The following is a 17,428-nucleotide window of genomic DNA, read 5'->3' as shown; positions in this document are numbered from 1 at the left end:
CGCCTACCAGTATCCCCGACACAAGCGTGAGGGGCGGCTCCGGCCACATGCCGGAACCGCCCCCACGCGTCGCGCCGTGTTACTTCCTGCTGTAGTTCGGAGCCTCGACCGTCATCTGGATGTCGTGCGGGTGGCTCTCCTTGAGGCCCGCGGACGTGATCCGGACGAAGCGGCCCTTGGACTCCATCTCCTCGATGGTGGCGGCGCCCACGTAGCCCATCGTCTGGCGGAGACCGCCGACGAGCTGGTGCAGCACGTTGGCCAGCGGGCCGCGGTAGGGCACCTGGCCCTCGATGCCCTCGGGGACGAGCTTGTCGTCCGAGGCGACCTCGGCCTGGAAGTAGCGGTCCTTGGAGTAGGACCGGCCCTGGCCGCGGGACTGCATCGCGCCGAGCGAGCCCATGCCGCGGTACGACTTGAACTGCTTGCCGTTGATGAACTGCAGCTCGCCCGGGGACTCCTCGCACCCGGCGAGCAGGCTGCCCAGCATGACCGTGTCGGCACCGGCGGCGAGCGCCTTGCCGATGTCGCCAGAGTACTGCAGGCCGCCGTCGCCGATGACCGGGACGCCGGCCGCCCGGGCGGCGAGCGCCGCCTCGTAGATGGCGGTGACCTGCGGGACGCCGATACCGGCGACCACACGGGTGGTGCAGATGGAGCCGGGGCCCACGCCGACCTTGACGCCGTCGACACCGGCGTCGATCAGGGCCTGCGCGCCGTCACGCGTCGCGACGTTGCCGCCGATGACGTCGACGCCGACGCTGGACTTGATCTTCGCCATCCAGTTCAGGGCGTTGCTGTTGTGCCCGTGGGACGTGTCGACGATCAGGAAGTCGACGCCCGCCGCGGCCAGGCCCTGGGCGCGCTCCAGCGCCTCGGGGCTGGCGCCGACGGCCGCGCCGACGAGCAGCCGGCCCTCGGCGTCCTTGGCGGCGTTCGGGTACTTCTCGGCCTTGACGAAGTCCTTGACCGTGATGAGGCCCTTGAGGATGCCGGAGTCGTCGACCAGCGGCAGCTTCTCGATCTTGTGGCGGCGGAGCAGCTCCATGGCGTCCACGCCGGAGATGCCGACCTTGCCGGTGACCAGCGGCATCGGGGTCATGACCTCGCGCACCTGGCGGCTGCGGTCCGACTCGAAGGCCATGTCGCGGTTGGTGACGATGCCGAGCAGCTTGCCGCCCTGGTCGGTGACCGGGACGCCGCTGATGCGGAACTTGGCGCACAGCGCGTCGGCCTCGGCCAGCGTCGCGTCCGGGTGCACGGTGATCGGGTCGGTCACCATGCCGGACTCGGAGCGCTTCACGAGGTCGACCTGGTTGACCTGGTCCTCGATCGACAGGTTGCGGTGCAGCACGCCCACGCCGCCCTGTCGCGCCATGGCGATGGCCATGCGGGACTCGGTGACCTTGTCCATCGCCGCCGAGAGCAGCGGGATGTTCACGCGGACGTTGCGGGAGATGCGGGACGAGGTGTCGACCGCGTTCGGGAGGACCTCGGACGCGCCCGGCAGCAGCAGCACGTCGTCGTAGGTCAGCCCGAGTGTCGCGAATTTCTCGGGCACTCCGTCGACGTTGGCAGTCATGACACCTTCCCAAATGGCCTTGATCGGTGCGGGATGTCCATGCTAACGGGCCGAAGCGGTGTCTCATTCCACGATCAAGATCAGCGGAGAGCTTTGGACGTTCGCACGTGTACGAAAGGGCCGACAAGCCCCGGTGAGTCTTACTGCTCGGCCAGCGCCCTGAGCCGGCTGAGCGCGCGGTGCTGCGCGACCCGGACGGCCCCCGGGGACATGCCGAGCATCTGCCCGGTCTCCTCGGCGGTCAGTCCGACCGCGACGCGGAGCACGAGCAGCTCGCGCTGGTTCTCGGGCAGGTTGGCGAGCAGCTTCTTGGCCCACTCGGCGTCGTCGCTGAGGAGCGCGCGCTCCTCGGGGCCGAGGGAGTCGTCGGGCCGCTCGGGCATCTCGTCGGAGGGCACGGCCGTGGACCCCGGGTGCCGCATGGCGGCCCGCTGGAGGTCGGCGACCTTGTGTCCTGCGATGGCGAAGACGAAGGCCTCGAAGGGCCTGCCCGTGTCCTTGTAGCGCGGCAGCGCCATCAGGACGGCGACGCAGACCTCCTGGGCCAGGTCCTCGACGAAGTGCCGGGCGTCGCCCGGCAGCCGGTTGAGGCGGGTGCGGCAGTACCGCAGGGCGAGCGGATGCACCCGCGCGAGCAGGTCGTGCGTGGCCTGGGCATCGCCCTCGACCGCGAGGTGGACGAGCGCGCCGATTTCCCCGTGCCCGGCAGGCATGGGTGAACCCACGGTCTCGTCGTCGCGCATCGCTCCATGGTGCCCCGACGCCTCGGCGTTCGCGGCACCGCGTCCGTAGTTGTGCACCGAAGCGTTATGAGCAGGTGCGCCGGAACTCATCTCCCGCGCCCTCCCCTCCCGCTCGATCGACTCGTCCCCGAGGAACTCCACACCTCAAGGATGCGGCATACGGCGGGGAAGTGACACAAGCCCACCCCGTCCACCCCGCGACGGACGCGGACGAGGACGGGGACGTGGCGGGTGACCTGCGATTCAGCGGACCAGGCCCCAGCGGAATCCGAGGGCGACCGCATGCGCCCGGTCGGACGCGCCCAGCTTCTTGAAGAGTCGCCGGGCATGGGTCTTGACCGTGTCCTCGGAGAGGAAGAGCTCGCGCCCGATCTCCGCGTTGGACCGGCCGTGGCTCATGCCTTCGAGGACCTGGATCTCGCGCGCGGTGAGGGTGGGCGCGGCGCCCATCTCGGCCGAACGGAGCCGGCGCGGGGCGAGCCGCCAGGTCGGGTCGGCCAGCGCCTGGGTGACGGTGGCCCGCAGTTCGGCGCGCGAGGCGTCCTTGTGCAGATAGCCGCGGGCACCGGCGGCGACCGCGAGGGCGACGCCGTCGAGGTCCTCGGCGACCGTGAGCATGATGATGCGGGCGCCGGGGTCCGCGGACAGCAGCCGGCGGACGGTCTCCACGCCGCCCAGACCGGGCATGCGTACGTCCATCAGAATCAGGTCCGAGCGGTCCGCGCCCCAGCGGCGGAGGACTTCCTCGCCGTTGGCCGCGGTGGTCACGCGCTCGACACCGGGCACGGTCGCGACCGCGCGGCGGAGCGCCTCTCGGGCAAGCGGGGAGTCGTCGCAAACGAGGACGGATGTCATGCGTGACCTCCGCGGCTCTCGCAGCTGTAGCGCGTCACCTTGAGCCTCCAGGGCTGTACGTAATCGTCACCTGTGCGATTGACGCTCTCGGACACCTGCCCGATCGCTTGTTTCCTCAACCGCCTCCGCACACTCAACGACGGTCACTCGAAAGAGTTACGGGTTGGACGGCAGCGTTCGGCACTCTACGTGAGGACGCGCGTACGGAGGAGAACGACGCGAGCCTTCTGCCCACCATCGATAGGCACTGCCCCATTTAGCGCCTTTTCTTCCCTTTTCGTGGTGTCTGTGGCTAGATTCGCAATGAGTCATATTTACATCTGCTTAGACAGTAGGTGTATCGATCCGGACCCGTCGGGGCCCGAGGAGCCCCGGCCATCAGCCATCCACCCGCCCACCTATCCGTTCGACACGGTTTCAAGGGGACAAGCGCAATGGCAGATTTCTCCCGCCTTCCCGGACCCAACGCCGATCTGTGGGACTGGCAGCTCCTCGCGGCCTGCCGCGGGGTCGACAGCTCCCTGTTCTTCCATCCCGAGGGAGAGCGCGGCGCGGCACGGAGTGCGCGTGAGAACTCGGCGAAAGAGGTCTGCATGCGGTGCCCGGTGCGCGCGGAGTGCGCGGCACACGCACTCGCCGTGCGGGAGCCCTACGGCGTATGGGGCGGCCTCACCGAGGACGAACGCGAAGAGCTCATGGGACGCGCGCGCAATCGTCTGATCGCGACGGCACCGACGACCGCGTCGGTCACGTCCGCGCCCTCCATGACGACGTCGGCGACCGGCCGGCCGATTGTGGAGCGTATGTGAAGGAACGTTTCTCCAGCTGAGCGGGACCTCTCCGCGGCAGCACCGGCCGACGAGACTCGCCGACGGGCGAGCGGTGCCGATTCGGAACCGCGCCCGCGCGTCGCGCGTACCTACGCGCGCGTGGCGGCGCGGGTCAGTTCGTCGAGCGTGGCGGCGACGGCCGGCACCTGGGCCAGGTCGGGCAGCGTCAGGGCCACGATCTCCCGCTCCACGGCGGGTTCCACGGCCACGGTCCGCGCCCCCCTCTGCCGTACGGACTCGATGGCGAGCTCCGGCAGGACGGCCACGCCGAGGCCCGCGCCGACCAGGCCCACCACCGCCGGGTAGTCGTCGGTCGCGAAGTCGATCCGCGGGGTGAAGCCGGCCTCCTCGCAGACGTCCACGAGCTGTCGGCGACAGCGAGGGCAGCCCGCGATCCAGGACTCCTCCGCGAGTTCCGCGATGCCCACCGACCCGGCCCCGGCGAGCCGGTGCCCCTCGGGAACCAGGCCCACCAGGCGGTCGGCGAGGATCGGCCGCACCACCAGGTCGTCCCACTCGGCCCGCCCCGCCCCGTACCGGAAGGCGAGGGCCACGTCGCAGTCGCCCTCGCGGAGCATCTCGATCGAGCGCGGCGGTTCGGCCTCGACGAGCGAGACGCGGGTGCCGGGGTGCGCGGCGCGCAGCGCGGCCAGCGCGGTGGGGACGAGGGTGGAGCTGCCGCTGGGGAAGGAGACCAGGCGGACCCGGCCCGCCCGGAGCCCGGCGATGGCGGCGACCTCCTCCTCGGCGGCGGTGAGTCCGGCGAGGATGCCGGAGGCGTGGCGGACGAGGACCTCGCCGGCCTGGGTGAGGCGCATCTCGCGGGCCGCGCGGATCAGCAGCGGCGTGCCGGCGGAGGCTTCGAGGGCCTTCATCTGCTGACTGACGGCGGGCTGGGTGCAGCCGAGTTCACGCGCGGCGGCGGAGAAGGAGCCGGTGGCGGCGACGGCGCGCAGGACGCGGAGATGGCGTGCCTCGATCATGCGTTTCAGCATAAGCGAATCTTGGGTGAAGCGGCGGATATTCGTCCATCGCTTTGAGGGAGGTGTCCGTAAAGTGCCCACATGACCTTGCTGAGTGTGAATGTGGGCCGGGCCAGGGCCGTGGACTACACCGACGCCGCGTCCGGCCTCACCGCCATCGACAAGCGCCCCGTCGAGGGGCCGGTACGGATCGAGGCGCCCGGGGCGTCCGGCGTCGGGAGGAGCGGGCTCGCCGGGGACACGGTCTGCGACCTGCGGTTCCACGGCGGCGACGACCGGGCCGCGTACGCCTTCGCCCGCGAGGACCTGGACCGGTGGGAGCGGGAGCTCGGCCGCGAGCTCGCCAACGGCTCCTTCGGCGAGAACCTCACCACCCGGGGCCTCGACGTGAACGGGGCCCTGATCGGCGAGCGCTGGCGGATCGGTGAAGAGGTCGTCCTGGAGGTCACCGGAGGCCGTATCCCCTGCCGTACGTTCGCGGGCTTCATCGAGGAGAAGGGCTGGGTCCGGCGGTTCACGCAGTCCGAGGCCGGTCCCGGCGCGCTGCTGCGGGTGATCACACCGGGCGAGATCCGCGCCGGCGACCCGATCGCGGTCGTCCACCGGCCCGAGCACGACATCACCGTCGCCCTGCTCCACCGCGCCGCGACCGTCGAACGCGCGCTGCTGCCCAGCACGTTGGTGGCCGCCGAGTGGATGGAGTCGGGACTCCTCGCGCTCGCACGCCAGTACGCGGAGAAGTACGCCCGCGCGGAGGCGCCGGAAGGGGGCACTAACGTGCCCGTATGACGACTGCACTGATTACGGGAGCCACCGCGGGCATCGGCGCCGCCTTCGCACGGAGACTCGCCGCGGACGGTCACGACGTCGTGCTCGTGGCACGGGACGTGAAGCGGCTCCGGGAGCAGGCGACCGAGCTGCACGACCGGCACGGCGTCGAGGCCGAGGTGCTCGCGGCGGACCTCTCCGAGGAGAAGGGCATCGCCGCCGTCGAGGCCCGGCTCTCGGACCCGAAGCAGCCGGTGGACCTGCTCGTGAACAACGCGGGCTTCGGCAACAAGGGCCGCTTCCTCGAAGTGTCCATGGCCGACGAGCTGAAGATGCTCACCGTGCACTGCGAGGCGGTGCTGCGGCTGACCTCGGCCGCCGCCGCCTCGATGAAGGACCGCCGCCGGGGAGGGGTGGTGAACGTCGCCTCGGTGGCGGCCTTCGTGCCCCGCGGCACCTACGGGGCGTCGAAGGCCTGGGTCGTGCAGTTCACCCAGGGCGCGGCCCGTGACCTGGCAGGCAGCGGGGTGCGGCTGATGGCGCTCTGCCCCGGCTTCGTACGGACCGAGTTCCACGAGCGGGCCGGGATGGGGACGGAGAACATCCCGGGCTGGATGTGGCTCGACGCGGACAAGCTGGTGACGGCGGCGCTCTCGGACCTGGAGCGGGGGAAGACGCTGTCGATCCCCGACCCCCGCTACAAGGCCCTGATGGGTGTGGTGAAGCTGGCGCCGCGCGGTCTGCTGGGCGGGGTCTCCTCGAAGGCCGGTCGCAAGTACGGTCCGAAGTAGCGCGGCCGCCTTCCCGGTTCAGCCCGGATCGCTCGTACCGGCTGTGTCGAGTGCGGGCGCGTCGGGTACGTCCGCGTCCAGTGCGTCGAGGTCCAGTCGGGTGGGCGTGCCGTTCCGCCAGGTCACGTGGAGGGTGTGGCCGGTGACCCGGACGGTCGCCAGGTCGGCCACGGGGTCCGGGGCGGGTTCCGCGGTGAGTGAGGCGAGGGCGACGAAGAGGGTCGCCGGGCCCGTCGTGACGCCGTACAGGGCGAGGGTGCGGCTGCCGGGACCCTGAAGGGTTTCCCCGGCGGGGAGTTCGGTGGCTCCTTCGCCGTCCGGGTAGCCGTGGACCGGGTGGAGCTGGGCCCGCGGTCCCTCGGGAGTGGTGGCCCAGCCGGTCTGCCGTACGGGAGTCCCTTCCGGGGCGCCGAGGACGAGGTGGGCGCGGACCTCGGCGCGGCCGCGGGCGAGGGTGGCGGAGAGGACCCGGACGCCGGGGAGCGGGGTGTGCTGGGAGGCGGCCCAGCCGGGTCCGGTGCCGGCGGGGGTGGCGGGGCCCCGGGTGGTGGCCTTCCCGACGATCCCGTCGTGCCCGTCGGCCCCGGCGGGCCCGTCTCCTTCGTCGACGATCAGCGCGAAGTGGTTGTCGGCCGGGGCGGAGCCGGTGGTGGGGCCGGTACGGGTGGAGTAGGCGTGGCGGGCGTAGCCGGGGTCGTCCTCGGCCGACCCGGCGCTGTGCACATGGTTGCTGCCGTGGTTGTGGAGGCGTACGAGTCCGTCGGCGGCGGTGGTCTGGACGAGCAGCCCGGCCGGGGCGATGGGGCGGACGGTGTCGCCGCGTTCGGCGGGCAGGGGCGCCTCGGGGTCGGTCCAGGCGGGGTGGTCGCCCGGCAGGAGGAGGCCGAGGAAACCCTTGGACGCCCAGTAGGGGGAGCCGGGGCCCGAGTACTCCTGGACGAGCGGCGGGTACGGGCCGTGCCAGCCGAGGGTGAGGAGCCCGTCCGGGTCGGTGGCGCCGCGGTCGAGGAAGTACCGCAGGGTGCCGGAGGCGAGGCGGCGGGTGGCACCGGGGGTGAGGGGGGTGTATCCGGTGAGGGTGCCGAGCCAGGGTGCGGCGGCCGCGGCGAAGCGGTAGATCAGGGAGCGCCCGTACGGGACGGGGGCGCCGTTCGTGTCGAAGAGGTGGATGTAGTCGCCGAGGTGGGCGCGGAGGCGGGGCCCGTACCGGTCGAGGAGCGTCCGGTCGCCGGCGAGGTGGGCGTGGAGGACGGGGTAGAAGTGCAGCGCCCAGCCGTTGTAGTGGTCGAAGGCGCGGTTGTCGCCGTCGCTGTACCAGCCGTCGCCGAGGTACCAGTCCTCGACGCGGGCGAGGGAGCGGTCGATCGTGGCGGCGGCCAGGTCGGTGTCGGCGCCGACGTCCTGGAGGAAGCCGGCGACGGTGAGGCCGAAGAGCCACCAGTTGTTGTCGACGGGGGACGGCCGGAGGGCGGGGCGGAGCCAGTCGACGACCTGTTCGCGGGTGCGGTCGTCGAGCCGGTCCCAGAGCCAGGGGCGGGTGAGGCGGAGGCCGAGGGCGATCGAGGCGGCTTCGACGATCGCCTGGCGGGTGCCGGTGGTGAGGGGCCAGGAGTCGGGGTCGTCGGCACCCGGCCTGCCGGTGCCAGGCCCGTCGGCGCCCGGCCTGCCGGTGCCGGCCGCGAGTCCCTCGGCGTACCGGTCCAGGTGGCCGTGCGGGTCGGCTCCCCCGGCGCCCGCGACGCGGAGGGCGGCGAGCAGGAAGGTGCGGGCCCAGCCCTCCAGGCCGTCGGAGCGGGTTCCGGACCAGCTGGGGCGGGGGCCCGGCAGGTCGACGAGCCCGTACCGCGGCGAGGCGAAGGGGCGTACGGCCAGCAGGAGTCGGTCGGCCGTGGTCTCCCAGTGGGCTCGGGTCCAGCCGGTGTACGGGCTGAGCTCACGGTCTTCGGGCGGCGTGGGCATGATGCTCCCTGAGGGCTGCCTGGGTGACGTCTGCGTCGCCCGGAATCCTGAACAGGCTTCGATCGGACGTCAAGAGATTTAGAGCGAATGATCGAAACAAGGGTCGTTCGATCATTCCTGGGCTAGGGTCGACAGACCACCACCACCGCGAGGGGGAACTGCGCCGTGCGCGAGAGTGCTGCCGAACGACACGACCGACTGCTGGCCCTGGTGCGCGAGCGCGGCACCGCCCGCGTCGCCGACCTGGCCGAACGGCTCGGGGTCTCCCCCGTCACCGCCCGCCGTGACGTCGAGGTCCTGTCCGGCCGGGGACTGCTCGACCGGGTGCACGGCCAGGTCTCCTGGCCGCGGCGGCAGGGCGCCCCGGCCTCCGGGCGTCCCGGTGAGGGCCTGGTCATCGGCCTGCTCGCCCCCTCGGCCACGTACTACTTCGCCGAGGTCATCCGGGGGGCGCACGAGGCGGCCGCCCGCGCCGGCGCCCGGCTCGTGCTCCGCGTCTCGGACTACCGGCCGGAGGAGGACCGGGCCCGCACCGAGGGGCTGCTCGCGGCGGGTGCCGAGGGCGTGCTCGTCGCACCGGGCTGGCGGGGCCCCGAGGACCGGCTCGCGTACGGGGACTGGCTGGCCGAACTCCCCGTACCGGCCGTGCTCCTGGAGCGCCGGGCGGTTCCGGGCAGCCCGCTCGACGGCCTGGACCGGGTCGCGTCCGACCACGGCCACGGAGTGCTGCTCGCCCTGCGCCACCTGCTGGCCCTCGGCCACGCGACGCCGCTCCTGGTGGCGCGCGGGGACTCCCCGACCGCGCTCGCGGTGCGTGCCGGCTACGCCGAGGCGCTGGGGACGCTCGGCCTCGAGGAACCGCGGCCCGTCATCGACTCCGTACCGGCGGAGGCAGACCCGGAGGGCTTCGAGCGGGCGGTGCGCGCCCTGCACGAGGCGGTCGGCTCGGGTCTGGCGAGCGCGGCCCTCGTCCACAACGACGTGGACGCGATCGAGATCGTGCAGCGCCTCGCCGAGCTGGGTGTGCGGGTGCCGCAGGACCTGGCCCTGATCGCGTACGACGACGAGGTCGCCGCCCTCGCCGACACGCCGCTGACGGCGGTCGCCCCGCCCAAGCGGCAGGTGGGTCGGCACGCCACCGAGCTGCTCGTGGAGCGGCTCACCGAAGGCCCCGACGAGGACGCGGCGCGACGCCATCTGGGCCTGCTGCCGAGGCTCCGGGTGCGGGACTCGTGCGGCGCGCGTTCCACGACCCTCGTCTGATCATTTTTCGATCAATCAATCTTTCGCTCTTGACTTCGGTCATGAACGGTCACAGGATCACGGCCACAACCTCCCAGCCGCCCGCCCTCAGGAGCCGTGCCGTGACCCGTAGTTGGAGCAGAACGTCCCGTGTCATAGCCGGCACCGCCACCGCCCTCGCCGTTCTCACGGCCTGCGGCGGCGGCGGTGACGACACCGCGAAAGACACCGCGAACAAGCCGAACGAGCCCGTGACCATCACCTTCTGGGGCTGGGCCAAGGGCTCCAAGGACGTCGTCGACGCCTTCAACGCCTCCCACACCGACATCCAGGTGAAGTTCGAGGAGATCCCCTCCGGCACCGCCGGCGGCTACGCCAAGATCTCCAACGCCGTGAAGGCCGGCAACGCCCCCGACCTCGTCTCCATCGAGTACTCCTCGCTCCCCGAGTTCGTCAGCTCCGGCGCCCTCCAGGACATCGGCGGCGAGTTCACCGAGACCGACCGCGCCAAGCTGCTCCCGCAGACCGTCGAACTCACCACCCTCGGCGGCAAGACCTGGGCCGTCCCCTTCGACGCCGCCCCGCAGGCCTTCTTCTACCGCAAGGACCTCTTCGCGAAGTACAAGGTCCGGGTCCCCACCACCTGGGACGAGTTCAGGAAGGCCGCCGAGCAGGTCAGGAAGGCCGACGCCAAGGCCCGGATCGCCACCTTCTTCCCGGACGACCCGACCACCTTCGAGGCCATGGCCTGGCAGGCCGGCGCCCAGTGGTTCAAGGCCGAGAACGACACCTGGAAGATCAACACCACCGACGCCGCCACCACCAAGGTCGCCACCTACTGGCAGGGCCTCCTCGACGCCGGGCTCGTCCACAAGAACGCCTCCTTCAGCCCCGAGTGGACCGGCTCCCTCAAGAACGGCACCACCATCGGCTACCTCGGCGCCTCCTGGGGCGCCGGCGTCCTCAAGGGCACCCTGCCCGAACAGGACGGCAAGTGGGCCGTCGCCCCCATGCCCAGCTGGGACGGCAAGCCCGCCAGCGGCATGCTCGGCGGCACCTCCTTCGCCGTGACCAAGGACAGCGAGCGGAAGGCCGCCGCCGTCACCTTCGCCGAGTGGATGTCGACCACCGAGGACGGCGTCAAGGCCCGGATCGCCTCCGGCACCTCCTCCGCCTTCCCGGCCGCCGCCGCGCTGCGCCCCGTCGCCAAGAAGGCCTTCGACGCGAGCTACTACGGCGGTCAGGACATCTACGCCCTCTTCGAGGCCGCGGGCGCCTCCATCAGCCCGAACTGGGCCTGGGGCCCGACCACCGGCACCACCAACACCACCATCAAGGACCACTTCGGCAAGATCACCCAGGGCGGCCCCGGCATCGCCGACGCCGTCAAGGCCGGTCACGACGCCACCGTCGCCGAACTCACCAAGCGCGGCCTGAAGGTCGAGGGCTGACCGCATGAAGGCCCGCACCCGCGCCGCCACGATCCTGCTGACCCCCTTCTTCCTGCTGTTCACCGCGGTGATGGTGGTGCCGATCGGATACGCGGTCTGGCTCAGCCTCTTCACCGAGAAACAGTCCGGACTGGGCTTCGGCGGCACCGAGACCGTCTTCACCGGCCTCGACAACTACACCGCGGCGCTGGGTGACCGGGCCTTCCGCGAGGGCTTCGGCGTCCTGCTCGGATACTGCCTGTTCTACATCCCGCTGCTGCTCGCCGGAGCCCTCGGCCTCGCCCTCCTGCTCGACTCGGCGCTCGCCCGCGCCCGCCGCTTCTTCCAGCTCGCGCTCTTCCTGCCGCACGCCGTCCCCGGCATCATCGCCGCCCTGATCTGGGTCTACCTCTACACGCCCCAGCTCAGCCCGGTCGTCCAGGCCATGGAGGCCGGAGGCATCGGCTTCGACTTCTTCTCCCCCGAAGGCGCCCTGCCCTCCATCGTCAACATCGCCCTGTGGGAATGGCTCGGCTACAACATGGTCATCTTCTACGCGGCCCTCCAGGCCATCGACCGCTCCGTCCTCGAAGCGGCCACCGTCGACGGGGCCGGCGCCTGGCGCATCGCCTTCTCCGTCAAGATCCCGCTCGTCAAGGCCTCCCTCGCGATGGTCGGCCTCTTCACCGTCATCGGCTCGCTCCAGCTCTTCACCGAGCCGCTGATCCTCAACAAGGGCACGGGCTCCGCCGTCACCTCCACCTGGACGCCGAACATGTACGCGTACACCGCGGCCTTCGACCGCAACGACTACGGGCTCGCCGCCGCCGCCTCCGTACTCCTCGCCCTGACGGCGGCGCTGCTGTCCTTCGCCGTGACACGGCTGACCGGCCGGAAGGGGAAGCGCGCGTGAGCAAGCCCCGTACCCCCTCCGTCTGGCTGTCCCAGGCCGCCGTCAACGGCGCCCTCGTCCTCGCCGTCGTCTACATGCTCTTCCCGCTCGTCTGGCTGCTCACCGCCGCCACCAAGGACGCCGGCGGCCTCCTCGCCGGAAACGCCTTCTCCTTCGAGGGCTTCGACCTGGGCGGCAACCTCACCCGGCTCGCCGAGTACAACGACGGCATCTACTTCCACTGGTACCTGAACAGCCTGCTCTACGCCGGGATCGGCGCCCTCGCCTGCTCGTTCGTCAGCGTCGCCGCCGGATACGCCTTCCACGTCTACGACTTCAAGGGCAAGGAGAAGCTCTTCGGCCTCGTCCTGGTCGGCGTGCTCGTCCCCACCACCGCGCTCGCCCTGCCGATGTACCTCCTGGCCAGCGAGGTCGGCGTCGTCAACACCTACTGGGCCGTCCTGATCCCCGTCCTCGTCAACCCCTTCGGCGTCTACCTGTCCCGGGTCTTCTGCGGCGGCTACATCCCCGACGAGGCCCTGGAGGCCGCCCGTATCGACGGGGCCGGCGAACTGCGCGTCTTCTGGTCCATCGGTCTGCGCATGGTCATGCCCGGCTTCGTGACCGTCTTCCTCTTCCAGTTCACCGCCGTCTGGAACAACTTCTTCCTCCCCCTGGTGATGCTGTCGGACCAGAAGCTGTATCCGCTGAGCCTCGGCCTGTACGCGTGGAACAGCAACGCCCACGCCGAACCCGACTACTACCCCCTCGTCGTCACCGGATCCCTGCTCGCCGTCGTCCCCCTCGTCGTCGCCTTCGTCTCCCTCCAGCGCCACTGGAAGGCCGGTCTGACGGCCGGCAGCGTCAAGTGAGGAGCTCAGGTACAACGATGCACCCGACCACTGACAACCGCCCCGCCCTCCTCCTCGCGATGGGCGAAGGCATCACCGAACGCCTGCTCACCGACGCCCACCGCACCCGCCTCGCCCGGCTCACGCGCACCGACCCGCGCCTGGTCGCCCACGACCTGACGACACCCGGCCCGCGCGTCACCGCCGCCCTCGCCGAGGCCGAGATCCTCCTCACCTGCTGGGGAGCGACCCCGCTCACCGCCGAGATCCTGGACCGCGCGCCGCGCCTGCGAGCCGTCGTCCACGCCGCCGGCTCCGTCAAGCACCACATCACCGACGCCTGCTGGGACCGCGGCCTCCGCGTCACCTCGGCCGCCGCCGCCAACGCGCTCCCCGTCGCCGAGTACACGCTCGCCGCGATCCTCCTCGCCGGGAAGCGGATCCTCGGCTCGGCCCAGCGGTACGCGGAACTCCGCGCCGACCACGCCTGGCTCACCGAATCCGCGACCTGGGGCAACTACCGCCGCACGGTCGGCATCGTCGGCGCCTCCCGCATCGGCCGCCGGGTCATCGACCTGCTGCGCCCCTTCGACATCGAGGTCCTGCTGTACGACCCGTACGTCGGCGTCCCACCGCCCGGCACCGAACTCGTCGGCCTCGACGAACTGTGCGCCCGCAGCACGGTCGTCTCCGTCCACGCGCCGCAACTCCCGGCCACGTACCGCATGATCGGCGCGGCCCAGCTCGCCGCGATGCCCGACGGAGCGACCCTGATCAACACCTCACGAGGCTCCCTGATCGACGAGGAGGCCCTCCTCCCCCACCTCCTCACCGGCCGCCTCCACGCCACCCTCGACGTCACGGACCCTGAACTCCCGCCCCCCGACTCCCCCCTCTACACCCTCCCGAACGTCCTGCTCACCCCGCACGTGGCGGGCTCCCTCGGCAACGAACTGCACCGGATGGCGGACCAGGCGATCGAGGAGATCGCGCGGTACGCGCGCGGTGAGCCCTTCGCGGAGGAGGTACGGGCGTCAGACCTCCAGCGCTCGGCATAGCCGCTCCCCCTCGGCCTCGACGAGCTCCAGAGTCTCCGGAGCCACCGCGAGGACGGCGGGCAGGGCGTCGGCCCAGGTCCCGAGACGCAGGGCGAGGGCAGCGAACCGGCGGGCCCGGACGGGATCCGGGTGCACGCGGGCGAGAGCGGCGTACGCCGCGCCGCACGGAGGGCCGAAGTGGTGCAGGTCGGCGAGGACGGTGGCGATGCGGTCGTACTCGCGGGCCCTGAACAGCTCGGCGACGAGACCGGGGAGGGCGACCCAGGCCTCGTCCGCTCCCACCGTCCTCATGTGCGCGGCCGCTTCGTCGTACGCGCCGGCGATGGCCAGAGCCTCCGCGGCGTGATGGGGCGAGGCTTCGGCCGCTTCGTGTGCGAGATGTAACGCATCGGACCGCCCCCGGCTCAGCCGGGCCCAGGCGACGGCGGACAGCAAACGCGAACCGGCCCTGGCCCCCTCGTCGGCCGGGAGCCCCAACAACCGGTGGGCTCCCTCCCGATCCCCCTCCTGAGCCAGTTGCAGCGCCATCACCGCGCGCCTCGTCTCCAGGCCGGATTCCCGGGAGAGCCGGGAGACGAGGTCCAGCGCACGGGTCCGCGCGCCCACGGCCGCGTAGGCGACGGCCGCGGCCCCGACCACGTACGTCGGCGTGGCGGAACGGCTGACCAGGTGGTCGACACGGTCGAAGGCCCCTTCGGCCGCGTAGGCCGCGACGACCTCGGAGAACAGCGGGGCGACGTGGAAGGGGCCGGACCGCCAGGCACACCGCTCCGCCTGTACGGTCTGCCCCGCGGCCAGCATCGCGGGGACGACAGTCGGCACGTCGAGTACCCAGTCGTCGCCGATGGCCCGGACGAGATACCCCGCGGTGTCCCGTCGTCCCGCGGCGCCCACGGCACGAGCGATCCCCGCCAGTTCGCCGACCAGTGCCGCGCGAGTGGGGGCGCGATGCCGCCGCTCCACTTCCGCGAGCAGCTCCCGCGCCTCGGCAACGCGGCCGACGCGGTGCAGGGCGTCCGCCAAGACGACGGAGAGCACCGGGTCCCGGGCATCGGCCACCAGGGCCCGGGCACGCTTGGCCCGCCCCTCCTCCACCAGTCGGCGCACGAGGGCGCCCAGCACCCGCACCCTGGCGGCGCCGGCCATGAGGCGGTCGGCCGGCGCCGCCGCTCTGTCCAGCTGGTCGGACGCCAACAGGGCCGAGCCGATGGCCGGCCACGCGCCGAGGTTCGCGTCCCCTGGCACGCCGGCCGTCAGGACCAAGGCCTCCTCGACCTCACCCACCGAGGCCAGCCGGCTGGCCAGTCGGCCCCGTACCTCCGCCGCGCTCGTGGTCTCCAGCCCCTCGGCCGCGGTCAGCGCGCTCTCCCGCTCGCCCCGTTTCGCCAGAACCTCCGCGAACAGGTGCGGCCCCACCCTGTCCGCGTGCTCGCGTGCCGTGTCAAAATCCCCGGCCGCCGCGAGAGCAACGGCATACTCCCGTAGAGCGAGGGAAGCGATCGGATCATCGTGGTCGAGCGCCCATCGGACGACCACCGCTCCCTTACGCAGAGCCGTCTCGGCCCGCTCCTGGTGACCCATCTCGCGTAACACGACGGAGGCGCGAAGCCAACCGGCCCAGTCCACCAGCCGAAACCCCCAGCCCATCAGCAGGTCGGACATGGCCTGGAGGACCTGCTCCGCCTCGGTCACACGGCCGCTCCGGATCAGCGCCTCGGCGGCGTCGGCCGCCGCCATGGCGCGGGTCTGCAGCTCAGGCTCCTTATCGATCAGGGCGAGTGCCCGCTCGTGCCGCCCCGACGCGCACCACACGCGAACCAGCGCGAGAAGGACCTCGGGCCGGGCGGTCCCGATCGTCGGCAACAGCCGAGCGGCACGCTCGTACACGCCGAACTCGATCCACAGCATCGCGGTGGTCTTCGCGGCCTCGTCGTACGTGTACCCCGACCGGAACGCCCTGGTCGCGACCTCCGTCTCCTCGGCCAGGGCGACGGCCCGCTCCCGTTCGCCACGCTCGAGGAGCTGCGCCGCCACCGCGCACAGCGCCTTGACCGCGGAGACTCCGCCCATACTCCGCGCCAGTGCCACCGCCCGGTCGGCCTCTCCGACCGCCGCCCATCCGGCCGCGAGCACCGGCGGTACTCCGCCGCTGCGCCGCTCCAGCTCCCCCCGGTGGAACGCCAGCCGCAGCGCCACCGCCATCAGGTCCGCCCGGTCGTCCCCGGCCTCCAGCGCGGCCTCCGCGGCCCGCACCTCCCCCAGCGCCACCGTGTCCGCGCCGGTCCTGACCAGCAGCCGCTCGTGCCGTACGACGTCCAGCGCGCTGTCCACCAGTCGGTCCACCTCGCCCGCCGCGCGCAGCATCGGGACGTACCCCTGGAGCAGATAGGCCGGGCTCTCCTCGGGCCAGCCGCGTTCCCGCCACCGCTCGGCCCAGGCGTCCAGCACGCCCTTCCACCGGGAGAGTTCCCGCTCGCCGAGCATCTCCCGGGCACCGACGGCCAGTTGCTCATGGGCCAGCAGGTAGGCGTCGCCGCGCAGCGCGAAGGTCCGCGCGAGCCCCGTACGCAGCAGGTCCCGCACCCGGTACGGGACGTCGCCGGTCAGCTCGGCGAGGTCGTCGGCGGTGAGACCACCGACCGCGGCGGTCACCAGACCCAGCAGCTCGTACGCCAGCCCTCCCGACGCGAGCAGCGACTTCAGCTCGCGCTCGGCCTCGGCGCGGATCGCCCGGGCCTCCGGGGACGGGGCCAGGGTCCGGACGATCGCCGGGTCCCGGAGCGGGTGGTGCTCAGGGACGTCCGCCGGGAGCGGAGGGTTCAGGCGTCCGGAGACGATGACGGGGAGGTCGTACGGGAGGAGGGCCGCGATCGAGCGGGCGTCGGGGCCCGTCGTCACGCCCCGGTCCTCGTCGAGGCCGTCGACGAGGAGGACCAGGCGCTCGCCGCGCGCCGCGCAGGCCTCGGCGGCGGAGGCGTACAGGCGTAACAGGTGGGCCTCCCTGGTCGCCGTCGTGAGGAGCGCGGGCAGGCCCTCGCCCGCCAGCTCCGCGAGCTGCTCCAGGACGACGTCCGTGTAGGCAGCGACGTCGTTCTGGGCGCCGAGGCGGGCGGTGACGAAGAAGGGGACGATCCGTACGCCCGGCGGCGGGTCGAGGGCGAACCAGGAGAGGAGCGCGGTCTTCCCGGCCCACGCCTCGGCGCGCCACCAGACGTACGAGGGCCCCGACTCCGCGAGGCAGAAGGCTGCCAGGTCCGCCAACTCCGCTTCACGGCCGACGAGTTCTGGCGGCGCGATCCGGCGTACCTGCTCCCGGTACGCCGAGCGGACGACCGGCGCCTGATGGTTCACGACATGGTTGCCGTCGCCGATGACGACGACGCCCGCCCCGTTCTCGACCGTGATCGGCGGCCGCCGCTCTCCCCCTGCCCGCTCCATGCGCCC

At 72.1% G+C, this 17,428-nt stretch carries 14 protein-coding genes; 8 read left to right on the top strand and 6 right to left on the bottom strand.

Features of this window, described 5'->3' with window-relative positions; all coding sequences use genetic code 11:
* Positions 1–79 precede the first annotated feature (79 nt).
* From guaB to ACFWUY_RS17020, 3 genes are all read right to left on the bottom strand, one after another.
* Complete coding sequence (guaB, locus tag ACFWUY_RS17030; RefSeq protein WP_384108129.1) at positions 80–1,582, bottom strand: IMP dehydrogenase; 1,503 nt, start codon at positions 1,580–1,582, stop codon at positions 80–82.
* A gap of 140 nt (positions 1,583–1,722) precedes the next feature.
* Positions 1,723–2,325: a sigma-70 family RNA polymerase sigma factor gene (locus ACFWUY_RS17025; RefSeq protein ID WP_384108127.1), complete on the bottom strand. Its 603-nt coding sequence runs from the start codon at positions 2,323–2,325 to the stop codon at positions 1,723–1,725.
* A gap of 243 nt (positions 2,326–2,568) precedes the next feature.
* Positions 2,569–3,180, bottom strand: a complete 612-nt coding sequence (locus ACFWUY_RS17020; protein ID WP_003948568.1) for a response regulator transcription factor — start codon at positions 3,178–3,180, stop codon at positions 2,569–2,571.
* Between the two features lie 434 nt (positions 3,181–3,614).
* On the opposite strand from ACFWUY_RS17020, the gene ACFWUY_RS17015 reads away from it, so the two are divergent.
* Complete coding sequence (locus ACFWUY_RS17015; RefSeq protein WP_384108125.1) at positions 3,615–3,989, top strand: WhiB family transcriptional regulator; 375 nt, start codon at positions 3,615–3,617, stop codon at positions 3,987–3,989.
* 110 nt (positions 3,990–4,099) lie between these two features.
* Here the strand turns inward: ACFWUY_RS17015 and ACFWUY_RS17010 are convergent, their stop codons facing one another.
* A complete protein-coding gene (locus ACFWUY_RS17010; protein ID WP_384108123.1) occupies positions 4,100–4,993 on the bottom strand; it encodes a LysR family transcriptional regulator in 894 nt (297 codons plus the stop codon).
* 81 nt (positions 4,994–5,074) lie between these two features.
* On the opposite strand from ACFWUY_RS17010, the gene ACFWUY_RS17005 reads away from it, so the two are divergent.
* Together ACFWUY_RS17005 and ACFWUY_RS17000 are read left to right on the top strand one after the other, a co-directional pair.
* Entirely contained in the window at positions 5,075–5,782 is a 708-nt protein-coding gene (locus ACFWUY_RS17005) for an MOSC domain-containing protein (RefSeq protein WP_384108121.1), read from the top strand.
* Positions 5,779–6,552, top strand: coding sequence for an SDR family NAD(P)-dependent oxidoreductase (locus tag ACFWUY_RS17000; RefSeq protein ID WP_384108119.1), 774 nt, complete (start codon positions 5,779–5,781; stop codon positions 6,550–6,552). The genes ACFWUY_RS17005 and ACFWUY_RS17000 overlap by 4 nt, the downstream gene beginning before the upstream one ends.
* An 18-nt stretch (positions 6,553–6,570) precedes the next feature.
* Here ACFWUY_RS17000 and ACFWUY_RS16995 read toward each other — a convergent pair whose 3' ends face one another.
* A complete protein-coding gene (locus tag ACFWUY_RS16995; RefSeq protein ID WP_384108117.1) occupies positions 6,571–8,511 on the bottom strand; it encodes a DUF2264 domain-containing protein in 1,941 nt (646 codons plus the stop codon).
* A 165-nt stretch (positions 8,512–8,676) separates the two neighbouring features.
* Between ACFWUY_RS16995 and ACFWUY_RS16990 the strand changes: the two genes are divergently transcribed.
* From ACFWUY_RS16990 to ACFWUY_RS16970, 5 genes are all read left to right on the top strand, one after another.
* Positions 8,677–9,774 (top strand): substrate-binding domain-containing protein, encoded by a 1,098-nt coding sequence (locus tag ACFWUY_RS16990; protein WP_384108115.1) that lies wholly within the window; start codon positions 8,677–8,679, stop codon positions 9,772–9,774.
* 101 nt (positions 9,775–9,875) lie between these two features.
* Positions 9,876–11,204 (top strand): ABC transporter substrate-binding protein, encoded by a 1,329-nt coding sequence (locus ACFWUY_RS16985; protein WP_384108113.1) that lies wholly within the window; start codon positions 9,876–9,878, stop codon positions 11,202–11,204.
* A 4-nt stretch (positions 11,205–11,208) separates the two neighbouring features.
* The gene (locus tag ACFWUY_RS16980; RefSeq protein WP_384108111.1) at positions 11,209–12,096 is read left to right on the top strand and encodes a carbohydrate ABC transporter permease; all 888 of its coding nucleotides are present in this window, start codon (positions 11,209–11,211) and stop codon (positions 12,094–12,096) included.
* On the top strand, positions 12,093–12,947 hold the full coding sequence (locus ACFWUY_RS16975) for a carbohydrate ABC transporter permease (protein ID WP_384108109.1): 855 nt from the start codon (positions 12,093–12,095) through the stop codon (positions 12,945–12,947). Before ACFWUY_RS16980 ends, ACFWUY_RS16975 begins: the two co-directional genes overlap by 4 nt.
* A 17-nt stretch (positions 12,948–12,964) precedes the next feature.
* Positions 12,965–13,984: a hydroxyacid dehydrogenase gene (locus ACFWUY_RS16970; RefSeq protein ID WP_384108107.1), complete on the top strand. Its 1,020-nt coding sequence runs from the start codon at positions 12,965–12,967 to the stop codon at positions 13,982–13,984.
* On the opposite strand, the gene ACFWUY_RS16965 is transcribed toward ACFWUY_RS16970, so the two are convergent.
* A complete protein-coding gene (locus ACFWUY_RS16965; RefSeq protein WP_384108105.1) occupies positions 13,961–17,422 on the bottom strand; it encodes a hypothetical protein in 3,462 nt (1,153 codons plus the stop codon). The two genes, ACFWUY_RS16970 and ACFWUY_RS16965, sit on opposite strands and share 24 nt — an antisense overlap.
* Positions 17,423–17,428: the final 6 nt, after the last annotated feature.

Origin of the sequence: Streptomyces sp. NPDC058664 (assembly GCF_042716635.1) — a bacterium.
Lineage (GTDB): Bacteria > Actinomycetota > Actinomycetes > Streptomycetales > Streptomycetaceae > Streptomyces.
This window is presented reverse-complemented; position numbering and strand designations above follow the sequence as displayed.

Bases quoted from the DNA above. Each gene is read 5' to 3' on its own strand.
- ACFWUY_RS16980 (WP_384108111.1), top strand. From the start codon at position 11,209: ATGAAGGCCCGCACCCGCGCCGCCACGATCCTGCTGACCCCCTTCTTC.
- guaB (WP_384108129.1), bottom strand. From the start codon at position 1,582: ATGACTGCCAACGTCGACGGAGTGCCCGAGAAATTCGCGACACTCGGG.
- ACFWUY_RS17020 (WP_003948568.1), bottom strand. From the start codon at position 3,180: ATGACATCCGTCCTCGTTTGCGACGACTCCCCGCTTGCCCGAGAGGCG.
- ACFWUY_RS17010 (WP_384108123.1), bottom strand. From the start codon at position 4,993: ATGATCGAGGCACGCCATCTCCGCGTCCTGCGCGCCGTCGCCGCCACC.
- ACFWUY_RS17025 (WP_384108127.1), bottom strand. From the start codon at position 2,325: ATGCGCGACGACGAGACCGTGGGTTCACCCATGCCTGCCGGGCACGGG.
- ACFWUY_RS17015 (WP_384108125.1), top strand. From the start codon at position 3,615: ATGGCAGATTTCTCCCGCCTTCCCGGACCCAACGCCGATCTGTGGGAC.
- ACFWUY_RS16970 (WP_384108107.1), top strand. From the start codon at position 12,965: ATGCACCCGACCACTGACAACCGCCCCGCCCTCCTCCTCGCGATGGGC.
- ACFWUY_RS16995 (WP_384108117.1), bottom strand. From the start codon at position 8,511: ATGCCCACGCCGCCCGAAGACCGTGAGCTCAGCCCGTACACCGGCTGG.
- ACFWUY_RS17000 (WP_384108119.1), top strand. From the start codon at position 5,779: ATGACGACTGCACTGATTACGGGAGCCACCGCGGGCATCGGCGCCGCC.
- ACFWUY_RS17005 (WP_384108121.1), top strand. From the start codon at position 5,075: ATGACCTTGCTGAGTGTGAATGTGGGCCGGGCCAGGGCCGTGGACTAC.
- ACFWUY_RS16965 (WP_384108105.1), bottom strand. From the start codon at position 17,422: ATGGAGCGGGCAGGGGGAGAGCGGCGGCCGCCGATCACGGTCGAGAAC.